The organism is Oceanicaulis sp. MMSF_3324 (genome assembly GCF_030733545.1).
Lineage (GTDB): Bacteria > Pseudomonadota > Alphaproteobacteria > Caulobacterales > Maricaulaceae > Oceanicaulis.
Genome location: NZ_JASHIU010000011.1, coordinates 89,798 through 102,300 on the forward strand (window position 1 = coordinate 89,798; position 12,503 = coordinate 102,300).

General features: G+C 60.9%; 9 protein-coding genes and 1 tRNA gene. 6 read left to right on the plus strand and 4 right to left on the minus strand.

Annotated elements, in window-relative coordinates; translation table 11 throughout:
- Positions 1–103 precede the first annotated feature (103 nt).
- From RBA95_RS11670 to RBA95_RS11685, 4 genes are all read left to right on the plus strand, one after another.
- Positions 104–179: transfer RNA gene (locus RBA95_RS11670), tRNA-Lys, on the plus strand.
- Positions 180–335: 156 nt separating this feature from the next.
- Positions 336–788: a nuclear transport factor 2 family protein gene (locus RBA95_RS11675; protein WP_306017041.1), complete on the plus strand. Its 453-nt coding sequence runs from the start codon at positions 336–338 to the stop codon at positions 786–788.
- A 137-nt stretch (positions 789–925) separates the two neighbouring features.
- Positions 926–3,076 carry a methyl-accepting chemotaxis protein gene (locus RBA95_RS11680; protein WP_306017042.1) on the plus strand — a complete coding sequence of 717 codons (2,151 nt, stop codon included), beginning with the start codon at positions 926–928 and terminating at the stop codon, positions 3,074–3,076.
- Positions 3,077–3,277: 201 nt separating this feature from the next.
- Positions 3,278–5,413 (plus strand): methyl-accepting chemotaxis protein, encoded by a 2,136-nt coding sequence (locus tag RBA95_RS11685; RefSeq protein ID WP_306017043.1) that lies wholly within the window; start codon positions 3,278–3,280, stop codon positions 5,411–5,413.
- Here RBA95_RS11685 and RBA95_RS11690 read toward each other — a convergent pair.
- The 4 genes from RBA95_RS11690 to recQ all read right to left on the minus strand — a co-directional run bounded on the left by RBA95_RS11690 (position 5,410) and on the right by recQ (position 10,370).
- A complete protein-coding gene (locus tag RBA95_RS11690; RefSeq protein ID WP_306017044.1) occupies positions 5,410–5,733 on the minus strand; it encodes a hypothetical protein in 324 nt (107 codons plus the stop codon). The genes RBA95_RS11685 and RBA95_RS11690 overlap by 4 nt on opposite strands.
- An 86-nt stretch (positions 5,734–5,819) precedes the next feature.
- Positions 5,820–6,530, minus strand: coding sequence for a TorF family putative porin (locus RBA95_RS11695; protein ID WP_306017045.1), 711 nt, complete (start codon positions 6,528–6,530; stop codon positions 5,820–5,822).
- A gap of 90 nt (positions 6,531–6,620) precedes the next feature.
- The gene (locus RBA95_RS11700; protein ID WP_371933609.1) at positions 6,621–7,952 is read right to left on the minus strand and encodes an ammonium transporter; all 1,332 of its coding nucleotides are present in this window, start codon (positions 7,950–7,952) and stop codon (positions 6,621–6,623) included.
- 582 nt (positions 7,953–8,534) lie between these two features.
- Positions 8,535–10,370, minus strand: coding sequence for a DNA helicase RecQ (gene recQ, locus RBA95_RS11705; protein ID WP_306017047.1), 1,836 nt, complete (start codon positions 10,368–10,370; stop codon positions 8,535–8,537).
- Between the two features lie 119 nt (positions 10,371–10,489).
- On the opposite strand from recQ, the gene RBA95_RS11710 reads away from it, so the two are divergent.
- On the plus strand, positions 10,490–11,698 hold the full coding sequence (locus RBA95_RS11710) for a CaiB/BaiF CoA-transferase family protein (RefSeq protein WP_306017048.1): 1,209 nt from the start codon (positions 10,490–10,492) through the stop codon (positions 11,696–11,698).
- 152 nt (positions 11,699–11,850) lie between these two features.
- A partial coding sequence (locus RBA95_RS11715; RefSeq protein ID WP_306017049.1) for an outer membrane protein occupies positions 11,851–12,503 on the plus strand: 653 nt, incomplete at its 3' end.

Here is a 12,503-nt window from a genome sequence, read left to right on the forward strand (position 1 = left end):
TGTCCTATCACCATAACGCAACTGCAAAAGACGTGTTTTCCCGCATATAGCCGGGTTGACCGCTTTCGGAACCGGCTATAGGTTCCGCGCCTCTCGAGACGGAGAGCCGATAGCTCAGCTGGTAGAGCAACTGACTTTTAATCAGTAGGTCCAGGGTTCGAACCCCTGTCGGCTCACCACTTTCCCCCCGAAAAACTCAATAATTGGTGGATTGTGGTGCGACCCCGATAACGGGGCGATCACCCGGTCATGCTTCATCCGACCTGATCCTGCGTTGACCTGACCTCAGGACGCGCTTCACTCTATCTGTCATCAAACAACAGATGGGGTCTTCCATGATCATTGTCAGTGCGCTGGCCGCAGTCACACTTGTCCAGTCAGATGCTCAGGACGCCGCCTGCAGTGGCGTCGGCGCGGATGTGGACGCCATCTGTTCGGTTCTGATCGCCCAGCAGGACGCCTGGAATGAGGGGGATATTCCCGGTTTCATGGCGGGATACTGGCAAAGCGAGGATTTGCGGTTTGCCTCCGGCGGGTCGATCACCACCGGGTGGAGCGCCACGCTGGAGCGGTATCTGTCCCGCTATGACAGCCCTGAGGCCATGGGGTGGCTGGCCTTCACCGATCTGGATGTGACCCAGCTCTCAGACGATGCCGCTTATGTCTTTGGGCGCTGGACGCTCTATCGCGAAAGCGATGAACCCACAGGTCTGTTCACCCTGATTCTGCGCAAGGATGGGCAAGAATGGCGTGTGGTTCACGATCATACCTCGTCCGCCGGCGAGTGAGCGCTGCATCATTAATCCTGATTGGCAGTCAGTAAGTCGCTGATATCACTGTGATCATGAAAATCCCCCGTCACGTGATTTAGAGTTTGATTACAACTGGAGTCCCACCTTCTGATCGCAGTCTGAAGGGGGCCTCCATGCTCAACAAAATGCCTGTCGCCTACCTGTTCGGCCTGATCAGCCTGGGTGGGTGCCTCGTCTTAGGCGGGGTTCTGGGCGGCGCTGCGGTTCTGGAGAGTCGGGAAGCAGAGCGTCATTCAGCCATCACGCGCCTTGAAAGCGTTCAGCAGGCGCGCCTGACGGCGATCCAGCATTATCTTGAATACGTGGAAGAGGATGTTCACCTGCTGGCGCACAGCACGGCGGTGATCCACGCCATTGAACGCTTCCATGACGCCTGGATGGACATGCCGGGGGCGGACGGCCAAGACATTCGCCGTCTGTATCGCGACGACAGTCCCTATGAGAGCTCAGAACGGATCAATCTTGTGGATGCCGGAGATGGCTCGGCCTATTCGATCGTGCATGAAGAGCTGCACCCCTGGTTCCGCGACTATCATGACCAGCGCGACTATGCCGATATCTATCTCTTCGACCTTGAGGGAAACCTTCTCTACAGCGCTGAAAAGAAGGATGACTTCGGCACCAACCTGCTGAACGGGCCATACAGCGACACCCATCTGTCCCAGATCATGCGGGAGGCGCTGTCGATTGAACAGAGCGCCACGGCGCTATCCGATTACGCCCCGTATGCGCCGGGTGGCGGCGAGCCGGCCAGTTTCATGGGCACGCCCGTGTTTGATCATTACGGCAACCGTCTGGGCGCCCTTGTCGTCAAGATGCCCACCCATGAGCTGGACCGGCTGATGGCGGAAGAGGTCGGGCTGGGGGAAACCGGAGATGCTTACCTGGTTGGGGAAGACGGCATCCTGCGCACCCAGCCGCGTTTCCATAACGGCGAACCGCGACTGAGCATCACTCTGCCTGCGGACATCGTCGAGACGACCTTTCATGCAGCAGGCGCAGAGCACGTCATCGAGGCGGATGACTGGCGTGGTGTGCACGCCATGGCCATCGGCGATCATTTCGAGTTTCTGGGCGTGCATTATGGCGTCGTCGTCACCCAGTCCACCGACGAAACCTTTGCGGCGGCGCGCGCGTTGACCTGGCAAATCATCATTTCGGCCGTTGTCGTGACGGTGATCGTATCGATCGCCAGCTTCTTTCTGGCGCGGAAAATGGCCCAGCCCATCGCCCGGCTGGCGCAGACCACAGACCGGATCTCGGGCGGAGAGCTGGACGCCATCGTTCCCTATGGAGAAGCGACCAATGAAATCGGGGCGTTGTCGAAAGCCCTTGATGGCTTCCGCCTGAGCAGCATCCGGCAGCGCGAGCTCGAGCAGCGCCAGAGAGAGCTGGAAGAAGAAGCCAAGACGGCTCGACAGGCCGAGCGCCAGCGTCTGGCGAATGACTTTGAAACCAAGGTGGGCGGCGTGGTGACCATTGTCAGCTCGGCGGCGACCGAGTTGAGCGCGGCGTCCCAGAGCCTGTCTGCGGCGGCCGAGGAAACTTCGGTGCAGACCAAGCTGGTATCCACGGCCGCTCAGGAAACCACCAATAACGTCCAGAATGTCGCCAGCGCGGCGGAAGAGATGACCGCATCGATCTCCACCATGAGAACGCGCGCCCAGGCGACGGCGGATCAGGCGCGCGATGTGATGGGACAGGCGGCCGGAACGGTGGAAAAGGTGAGCCATCTCACCAGCGCCGCGAGCCGCATTGGCGAAGTGGTGGACCTGATCCAGTCCATCGCCGAGCAGACCAATCTTCTGGCGCTGAACGCCACCATTGAAGCCGCGCGCGCCGGGGAGGCGGGCAAGGGGTTTGCGATCGTGGCCCAGGAGGTCAAGCAGCTGGCCTCGCAGACCGCGTCGGCGACGAAGGATATTGCGGACCAGGTCTCCCAGATCCAATCGGCGACCGGCGAATCCTCCGCCGCAATTCAAAGCGTGGCGGATGTGATTGGCGGGTTGAGCGCGACGGCTCAGGAAATCGCCGCCGCCGTTGAGGAACAGGCGGCCGCCACGACCGAGATTGCCCGCAGCGCAGCTGGGGCGGCGGACAATACCCGTAATGTCTCGGACAATATCGATGGTGTTGTGATGGCGGCGACGGAGTCCTCCTCCGCAGCCGCTCAGGTCAATACGGCCTCAAGCGATCTGACGGTCCAGGCCGAGGCCTTGCGTGGCCAGGTGGACGAATTCCTCGCTCATATTCGCGCGTCCTGATTGATGGGAATCAATATTGAGCGAGAGATGGATTGAGTTGAGACTGAGTGTCAAACGCGCATGATTGCGCTTTAATTGCCTCAAAAACTTCCTTTGGTTGTTTTTCGACTGCCTTATGCCTGTCTGTACTCGGCGTTAACCCAAGGTAAGTGGCTTTCACTGTGTGTGGTGCACTGAAGGTCATTTGTTTGCGGGGACGTCATGCGTTTGTCTATTGCCGTGCGATTTGCACTGGTGGGATTATTGGGCTGTGTGGTGCTGGGTACTGTTCTTGGCGCAGCAGCCATGTGGCGCAGCTCGAGCGCCAACCAGCTGGCGGCGGAAAGCCGTTTGAAAGCGGTTGAGAGCGCCCGCAAAGACGCGATCGAAACCTACTTGGCGTCAATCCGCGATGATCTGACACTTGTTGCCGATAATCCGAATACCGTTCAGGCGCTGACAGATTTCGACGCAGCCTGGAGCCAGCTGGACGCTCCGCAATCGCGACTTCAGAACCTGTACGTCACAAGCAACGCCTATGAAACTGGAGAGAAAGACCGTCTGTATAATGCCGGGGACGGGTCGTCCTACAGCCAGACCCATGCACAGTTTCATCCCTGGTTCCGTTCACTACAGCTGTCGCGCGGCTATTACGATGTCTTTCTCTTCAATGACGAGGGCGATCTGGTCTATTCGGTTTTCAAGGAAGCTGATTTCGCAACGAACATGGTGTCAGGGCAATATGCCGACACCGATCTGGCCCGCGCTTACGAACAGGCCATGCAGGCCGAAGCCGGTGAGGTCGTGTTCTTTGACTTCCAGCCTTATAGCCCCAGCAACGATGCGCCTGCGAGCTTTATCGCAACCCCGGTTGTTGATGCATCAGGCCGCACCATCGGCGTGCTCAGCTTTCAGATGCCAATTGATCGGTTGAACGCCGTGATGAGCGTATCCGCCGGTCTGGGCGAGACGGGTGAGGCCTATCTTGTGGGCATGGATGGCGTTTTCAGAACAGAGCCGCGGTTTGGGACGGGGGATTCGATTCTCCAGCATGGCGTCCCGTCCGAGATGGTGACCCAACTGAGCAGTGACAGGCAGGTCGTTGAGCAGGCTGTCGACTGGCGAGGGGAGCGGGTTCTCTTTGCGAGTGAAGGCATTGAGTTCGAGGGCGTGCATTTCGGTCTGATCGTTGCGCAGACAACCCGGGAGGCGTTCCTCACCGCGCGTCAAACCGTTCGTGACCTTGTCCTGCTGGCGATTGCCGTCACTGCGGTCATTGGCGGCGCAGGCTTCCTGGCTGCAAGGTCGACAGCGCGCCCCATCAGTGTCATTGCAGGCATTCCCGCCAAAATCGCTGCGGGTGACACAAACCTCGACGTGCCCTACAGCGAGCGAACCGATGAGGTTGGAGACCTGTCGCGCGCCCTGGTCGACTTCAAGCAAGCGGCTGAACGCCAAGCCCTGCTAGAGGAGGAGCGCGCCCAGGCCGAACGCAAGGCTGCCGAAGCGCTGCGGCAGGAACGCTTGAAACTAGCGCAGAGCTTTGAAGACAGCGTCGGCGGCATTGTCCACTCGGTTTCCTCCGCGGCCGTCCAGCTGAGCGGAGCCGCGCAACAATTGTCATCGGCGTCGGAGGAAACCTCGGCGCAATCTGTTGCGGTTGCGGCCGCGGCGGAGCAGGCCACGGTCAATGTGGAGACAGTGGCCAGCGCCACGGAGGAAATGTCCGCGTCAGTTGCTGAAATTCGTCGTCAGTCGCAGGCTTCTGCAAAGAGCTCGGACGAAGCGGCGCAGCAGGCCAGCTTGTCCGTGTCAAAGGTCGAGACGCTTTCAGAGGCGGGGCGGGCGATCGGAGATGTCGTGACGCTGATTCAAAGCATTGCGGAACAGACCAACCTGCTTGCTTTGAATGCCACGATTGAAGCGGCCCGCGCAGGTGAAGCGGGGAAGGGGTTCGCAATCGTGGCTCAGGAGGTAAAGGCGCTCGCGTCTCAGACCGCGGCGGCGACGTCAGATATTTCCAAGCAAATCGAAGCCATCCAGTCGGCGACCTCTGAAACGGTAGGGGTGATCGGCTCGGTGTCCACCGTCATCAACCAGCTCAGCGAGACCTCTCGCTCGATCTGTTCTGCGGTCGAAGAGCAATCAGGTGCGACCGCCGAGATCGCCACCAATGTCCAGGAGGCGGCGACCGGGACGCGGAATGTGTCCAGCAGTATCGCCGCGGTCAACGAAGCGGCTCGGAATTCCAGCCAGTCTTCATCTCAAGTGTTGAAAGCGTCCGAGGATCTGAACCATCAGGCGAGCCTGCTTCAGGAGCAAGTCGACCAGTTCCTCGCCTCAATCCGTGCAGCCTAGAAATTCGGGTTCACCGCGAAGCTGACAATTTGAAGCCCCAAGGCGCCTGCGCCCAGGATCACGCCGAGCCAGGCAATGTCCGCAAGGCTTCCCTTGGGACGCTCTTGTGAAGGGCTCTGTATCGGAGCCGGTGTGTCCTGGGGTGTATTGTGCAGGGTCGAAAACGAGGGCGTCGTTCGCGTCATGCGGCGGCGCAACTCCCTTTCGGCGAGGCGCCGTGTCCGGGTGTTGTATTTCTGGTGCGCCACAAATAACCGCAAATCCGTATCGGTTGCGGCGGTCAGGGAGGTCTCTGGTGGCAAGCGGAATACGGGTCGCATCTTGGCGGCTCTGTCAGCTGGTTTGGAACAGGCAGACGGCCTGAAGCAGAATCCCGCTTCAGGCCGTCCCGATGTCAGGTTCGGGTCTAGAACGACTTGGCGATGGTGAAGACGGCGGTGGCGTCCGAGCCGTCCGTGTCTTCACTGGTGTCGACATAGGCCAGTGACCAGTCCACGCCGTAGGCGGCGCCGCCAATGCCGATGGTCCAGTCGATCTTGTCGTCACCATCTCCGTCGAGATCGCCGAAGGCGCCGGTTTCATAGCCGATGCCCAGGGCCAGGCTGAGACCGGAATCGCCGATGGGCGTACTGCCCGACAGGTTCAGATACAGGTTGTCGTCATCGCCCAGATTATCCTGATCGGGCGCGTAGGCGATGGTCCCTGTGGTCTCCATGGTGCCGATCATGCCGGTCAGGCTGCCATAGACCTCGCCATAGGCGACATCTTCAGCGCCGGGATAGAAGTATCCCAGAACGCCCACATCAAAGCTGAGCTCACCGATCGTACCGCCATAGCCGGCGTACAGGTCGAGCTCCAGTTCGGAATTGCCGACCGGTTCGATGCTGGAGCCCCAGGTTCCGATGTAGAAGCCGGAATCGTAGGCCACGTCGAAGCCGCCCTGAATGGCGATGGCTTCATCGCTGAGCGACACCCCGCGGAAGCGGTAGTCCGTGGTCAGGGCGACATTCGCGGACACTTCCTGGGCCTGGGCCACGCCCGTCAGGGGCGCCATGCAGGCCCCGCCGAGCAGGACCAGCGGAAGTGCATGCTTAGCGAGAGAAAATCCGGATTTCATCATAAATCTCCATCATAAGTTGCGTATTGAAGCGGGATGCGTTCGTCAGGACTGGGCGAGGCGGCGATGAAGCCGCCTCGCTCCGCGTCGTTATTCGGCGGGTTTGCCCTTTTCCGGGACGAATTCGGGGTAGGCGCTGTGGCCCAGCTCGGACAGGTCGCCCCCGACATCTTCCTCGTCCGGGTTCAGGCGGATGCCGAGCGTGACTTTCAGAACCATCCAGAGCACGAAGCTGGTCACGAAGACGAAGGCGCCAATGGCCACCACGCCGACGGCCTGGCCGACAAAGCTGGCGTCCGAATTGGTCAGCGGAACCGCCATGGTGCCCCAGATGCCCGCCATCAGGTGCACCGGGATGGCGCCGACGACATCGTCCAGGCGCATGGCTTCAAGAAGCACCGCGCCAAAGGTGGCGATCACGGCGCCCACGGCCCCGATGAGGATGGCCTCGAGAATGGTCGGGGTGAGCGGCTCGGCGGTGATGGCGACCAGCCCGGCCAGCGCGCCGTTCAGCACGGAGCCCAGATTGGCTTTGCCCTTACCGATCAGCATGGAGACGATATAGGCGGTCACGACGCCCGATGCGGCGGCCATATTGGTGTTGGCGAAGATCTGGGAGACCGCGGTCGCGTCCGCTGCGCTGCCCAGAGCCAGTTGCGAGGCGCCGTTGAAGCCGAACCAGCCGAACCACAGGATGAAGGTGCCCAGGGTCGCCAGCGGCAGGGATGAGCCATGCATGGAGACAGGCTTGCCGTCCACAAAGCGTCCGCGACGGGCGCCCAGAAGGATGACGCCGGCCAGAGCCGCCCAGCCGCCCGTGGAGTGCACCAGGGTGGACCCGGCGAAGTCCGAGAAGCCGAACTGGCTGTCGAGCCAGCCTGCGCCCCATTCCCAGGACCCCTGGATGGGATAGATCACGCCCGCCAGCACGGCGGTGAAGATGAAGAAGGCGCCGATGCGCACGCGCTCGGCCACTGCGCCAGACACAATCGACGCCGTGGTGGCGACGAACACCATCTGGAAGAACCAGTCAGAGGCGCTGGAATAGCCAGCGGCCGTGACGTCGATGGCCTCATCGGCAGCGGTTTCGGACGGCGACCACATGGACGGCGTGCCGAAGTAGCCGCCATGGGCGTCGACGCCGGAATACATGAGGTTATAGCCGATCACGAAGAACATCAGGCCTGCGACTGAGTAGAGGCCGACATTTTTCAGGCAGATCACGGCGGCGTGCTTGGTGCGCACAAAACCGGCTTCAAGCATGGCGAAGCCAGCCGCCATCCACATCACCAGGAAGCCGCCGATCAGGAAGAGCAGCGTGTTGAAGATGTAAGCGGTTTCGTCAGTCACTTGCGCGAAAGCGGCTTCGGAAGCCAAGGCCGTGAAGCTCAAGGCGGCCAGCGCCAGAGCCCCCAGGCGCATGGCGCGTACGCGCAGCGTCGGCTGCGCGCCGGTAAGATTGTTCATGATCGTGTCCTCGGTCGCACGCTGACGGGCCGGGTGCTCCCCGGTGCCGGCCAGTCTGGTCGAATGAATGCGACGAAGGACGCGGTGTGAGGGCGTACCTTTGAGCCGGTTCGAGCCGGCTGGGGTCTGTCTCATCTTTGCCTCCGTCGCGGTTTGCGGCGGCCGGCGGTGCGTCTCTATCAGCGGGCGCAGCTCGGGCTGCGTCTCTCGTTAACAAAAGCTTTGCAGAGTGTTTTTTGCGCTGCAACAAAAAAGTGAAACAATTTATTACACTAGGGTCCACTATAGCAGTGAGGCCACAGTATGCGGAATTACATGCCAGTATTTCAGGGAAAAGAAAAAAGGCGGGCCCAGCCCGCCTTTAGTTTTAGAGACGACCCCGAGGCCGCAGCAAAACGCTCTCAGCAAACGTGTGCGGCGCAAAAGAAAAACACATTCATTCGGACAAAGCCTGGCTCGATGCGCGACAATCGAGCGTATAATCTCGAATTTAGTGCATGAGGGCGCCGAAAATGCCAGATTTTGGCCTTGAGACGGTTAAAGCTCGGAGGAGATGACCGCGAGAAAGGCGTCGCCGTAGCGATCAAGTTTGCGAGCGCCGACACCGAATATACGAGACAGGGCGTCCAGATTGTTTGGTTTCTCTTGCGCCATCTCGATCAGCGTTCGGTCTGCAAATATTGTGTAAGCGGGCTTGCCAGCCTCCTTGGCCAGTTCGAGCCGCTTTTTGCGCAGTGCAGTATAAAGGGTGCGATCGGTTTCCGAGAGGAGCTGGTCTGTCGCGTCGCTGGGCCGCGCTCGGGCAGAACGCGTGCCCCGCTGTTCTTCGGGCGGGCGAAGTCGGATCGGCAGTTTGCCGAACAGGATCTCCTTGCCTTTCGCGGTGATGATCCACTCGCCATGGCCGTCAATGGGCTGGTCGATGGCGCCGGACGCAAAGAGCTGCCGGAACACGCTCATCCATTGCTCCTTTGACAAGTCCTCGCCCACGCCGAACGTGGGCAAGCCGTCATGGCCACGCGCCATAACCTTGTCGGTTTTCAGGCCGCGCAGGACGCTGATCAGGTGCTCGAGCCCGAATCGCTGACCCGTGCGGGCGATTGCGGACATGGCTTTTTGCGCCAGGACGGAGCCGTCAATCAGCTTGGGCGGATCATCACACAGATCGCAGTTGCCGCATGGTTCAATCTCATCGCCGAAATAGCCTAGCAGCGTCTGCCGACGGCATTGGGGCGCTTCACAATAGGCGATGAGCGCGGACAGGCGGCGCATCTCCATGCGTTTGCGTTCGTCGTCGGACTCGCTGTCATTGATCTGGCGTCGACGGAGCGCGGCGTCGCTCAACGACCAGAGCATCAGCGTGTCCGCCGGGTCGCCATCGCGTCCGGCCCGGCCGATTTCCTGGTAATAGGCTTCCATGGATTTGGGCAAGGCCGCATGGACCACATAGCGGACATCGGGTTTGTCCACGCCCATGCCGAAGGCGACGGTGGCGCACATCACCACGCCGTCATTCTTCACGAACTCGTCCTGGCGGAAACTCCGCGTCTGCGCATCCAGACCCGCATGGTAGGAGAGGGCGTAGACATCCTCGGCGCGCAGCTTTTCGGCCATCTCGTCACACGCCTTGCGGCTGGCGCAGTAGATGATCCCGGCCCGTTCGGGGCGCGCCTTGACGAAATTGATGACCTGGCTGGCGCCCTGACGGCGGGCGCCGACCGCCAGATGAAGATTGGGCCGGTCAAAGCCTGACACGAACTCTTCGGGGGCGCGCTCAAACAGCCGGGCGGAAATATCGCGCCGCGCCGCCGCGTCTGCGGTGGCGGTGAAGGCGGTGATCTGCGGGCGTCCCGCCGCCTGGGCGAATTCTGAAATCCGAAGATAGTCCGGCCGGAAATCATGCCCCCACTGGGAGACGCAATGGGCTTCATCGATGGCGATCATCGACAGCCCGGCGCGTCCCAGACGTTCGGCAAGGCCTGGAACCGCCATCCGCTCAGGCGCCATGTACAACAGGCGCAAAGTGCCATCTTCAAGGCCGCGCCAGGCCGCTTCGCGGTTTTCGGCGTCATCAGAGGAGGTCAGGGCGGCGGCGTTCACCCCGGCGGTCTGCAGGGCGCTCACCTGATCGCGCATGAGGGCGATCAGCGGCGAGACCACCAGAGTGAGCCCGCCGCGCACCAGCGCTGGCAGTTGGTAGCACATCGATTTGCCGCGCCCGGTAGGCATGACGGCCAGCACATCGCGTCCCTTGAGCACGCTGTCGATGATCTCGGCCTGGCCGGGGCGGAAATCGGGATATCCGAAAACCTCCGCCATCACCTGACGGGCCTTGTCGAGTTGGGAAGAATGTGTCGAATCGATATGCGCCATGTTGGGCAGGCTAGGGGGCGGAAAGCCGGGGGCAATACGCAAGCGCTGCTTGCGCTGGGACGAGGGTAAGGCTAGCCCGGAACTCTCATCACTCGCCAGCTTCAGAAAAGGAAAGCGTAATGAGCTCTGCGCCCCTCTCCCATATCCGGGTGCTCGACCTGTCTCGCGTGCTCGCCGGGCCGTGGTGCGGTCAGATCCTGGGCGATCTGGGTGCGGATGTGATCAAGGTGGAAAATCCGGCTTCGGGCGATGACACGCGAAGCTGGGGACCGCCGTTTCTGAAGGACGAGGCGGGTGAGGATGCCGACGCCGCCTATTATCTGTGCGCCAATCGCAACAAGCGTTCGATCGCCATCAACATCACTGAACCGGACGGCCAGGCGATGCTCAGGCGGCTGGCGGCGGACAGCGATGTGGTGATCGAGAACTACAAGACGGGCGGGCTCAAGAAGTATGGCCTCGATTATGAGAGCCTCCGTCGGGTCAATCCCGATCTGATCTATTGCTCGGTTACGGGATTTGGTCAGACGGGGCCGTGGTCCAGACAGCCTGGTTATGATTTCCTGATACAGGCCATGGGCGGTCTGATGAGCGTGACCGGTGAAGACGCGCCTACGAAAGTGGGGGTGCCCGCCGTGGACCTGTTCACCGGGGTCTATGCGGCCGGCGCGGTCATGGCGGCCCTGATCGCGCGGTCCAAAGGGCAGGGCGGTCAGCATATCGACATGGCGCTGTTTGATGTTCAGGCCGCCATGCTGGCCAATCAGGCCGCCAATTATTTCGTGTCCGGACGCGCGCCGGGCCGGTCGGGCAATGCCCATCCCAATATCGTGCCCTATCAGGATTTCCCCACAGCGGACGGTCGGCTGGCCGTGGCTGTGGGCAATGACGGCCAGTTCAACGCCTTCGCGCGGGCTCTGGGGCGGCCCGAATGGGCGGATGATTCGCGTTTTGCGAGAAATGCAGACCGTGTGGCGAACCGGGAAATCCTGATTGCTGAAATCACGGTCACGCTGGCCACCGAGGGGGTGGATCACTGGATCGCGGCTCTGCATGAGGCTGGCGTGCCGTGCGGCCCGATTCAGCAACTCGATCAAGTATTCAGCCATGAACAAGCGCGCGCGCGCGAGCTGGCGTTTAGCCTCCCCATGTCCGGGGTCGGGGACGCACCGATGATCGCCAATCCGATGCGTCTGTCCGAAACCGGCCCGCAATACCATCGCGCGCCGCCCCGGTTTGCAGAACACACTCAAGAGGTGTTGCACGAACGCCTCGGCATCGATGAAAACGAGTTCTTAACTCTGCGGAAACGCTCTGTCGTGCGCTGAACAGGCCGGAATTAGCGCCATATCAGTGGTGTTGTGCAATAAAATCAGTTATCGATGTGCATGACATGGAACCATCGCTCTCAAGAATGCGTTGGGCCAATGTTGTACTTAATGCTCACACGAAGGGCGTTCTCCGCCCGGAGGGGGATAGGATGAAAACAAAGCTTCTTTCGGCAGTCGCCGTTGGGGCCATCCTCGCCGCGCCGTCCATGGCGGTTGCGGATGAAGGTTGGTACGTCAGCGGTGCGCTTGGTTATGGCGCTCCGGGCGACGTGGATGTCTCCGGCAGCCTGAATGGCGAGATCCAGGGCGAAGGCGATATTCGCGAAAAACTGGCTCTTGGCTACGCATGGGCCAACAACTGGCGTCTTGAAGGTGAGCTGGCTCACCGCTTCAACGACACCGGTGCTGTCGGCCATTTCGAGAACAGCAGCTCGGACTTCCAAGTCTGGTCCGGCATGCTGAACCTCATCTATGATTTCGACACCGATTCGTTCTGGACGCCGTACATCGGCGCCGGTCTGGGTTGGGTGCAGTCTGACGTGTCCGCCATGGGCTACGACACCGGCACCTATGTCCCGACCTCGAACTTCATCGACGTTGATGATTCTGACGCTGCGCTCGGCTATCAGCTGATAGCCGGCATCGGCTGGGAACTGTCCCGCAACCTGACGCTGGACACGGAATACCGTTACTTCGGCTATGGTGACACCGATTACGCTCCGAATCTGGAGCTGGATCGCGTTGGTGGCCATGAGGCTTGGATCGGCCTGCGCTACATGTTCTCCGCTCCGGAGCCTGCTGC

What these genes read in the sequence shown, in the direction of transcription:
- RBA95_RS11675 (WP_306017041.1), top strand. Translation starts at nt 336, where the DNA reads ATGATCATTGTCAGTGCGCTGGCCGCAGTCACACTTGTCCAGTCAGAT.
- RBA95_RS11680 (WP_306017042.1), top strand. Translation starts at nt 926, where the DNA reads ATGCTCAACAAAATGCCTGTCGCCTACCTGTTCGGCCTGATCAGCCTG.
- RBA95_RS11685 (WP_306017043.1), top strand. Translation starts at nt 3,278, where the DNA reads ATGCGTTTGTCTATTGCCGTGCGATTTGCACTGGTGGGATTATTGGGC.
- RBA95_RS11690 (WP_306017044.1), bottom strand. Translation starts at nt 5,733, where the DNA reads ATGCGACCCGTATTCCGCTTGCCACCAGAGACCTCCCTGACCGCCGCA.
- RBA95_RS11695 (WP_306017045.1), bottom strand. Translation starts at nt 6,530, where the DNA reads ATGAAATCCGGATTTTCTCTCGCTAAGCATGCACTTCCGCTGGTCCTG.
- RBA95_RS11700 (WP_371933609.1), bottom strand. Translation starts at nt 7,952, where the DNA reads ATGCGCCTGGGGGCTCTGGCGCTGGCCGCCTTGAGCTTCACGGCCTTG.
- recQ (WP_306017047.1), bottom strand. Translation starts at nt 10,370, where the DNA reads ATGGCGCATATCGATTCGACACATTCTTCCCAACTCGACAAGGCCCGT.
- RBA95_RS11710 (WP_306017048.1), top strand. Translation starts at nt 10,490, where the DNA reads ATGAGCTCTGCGCCCCTCTCCCATATCCGGGTGCTCGACCTGTCTCGC.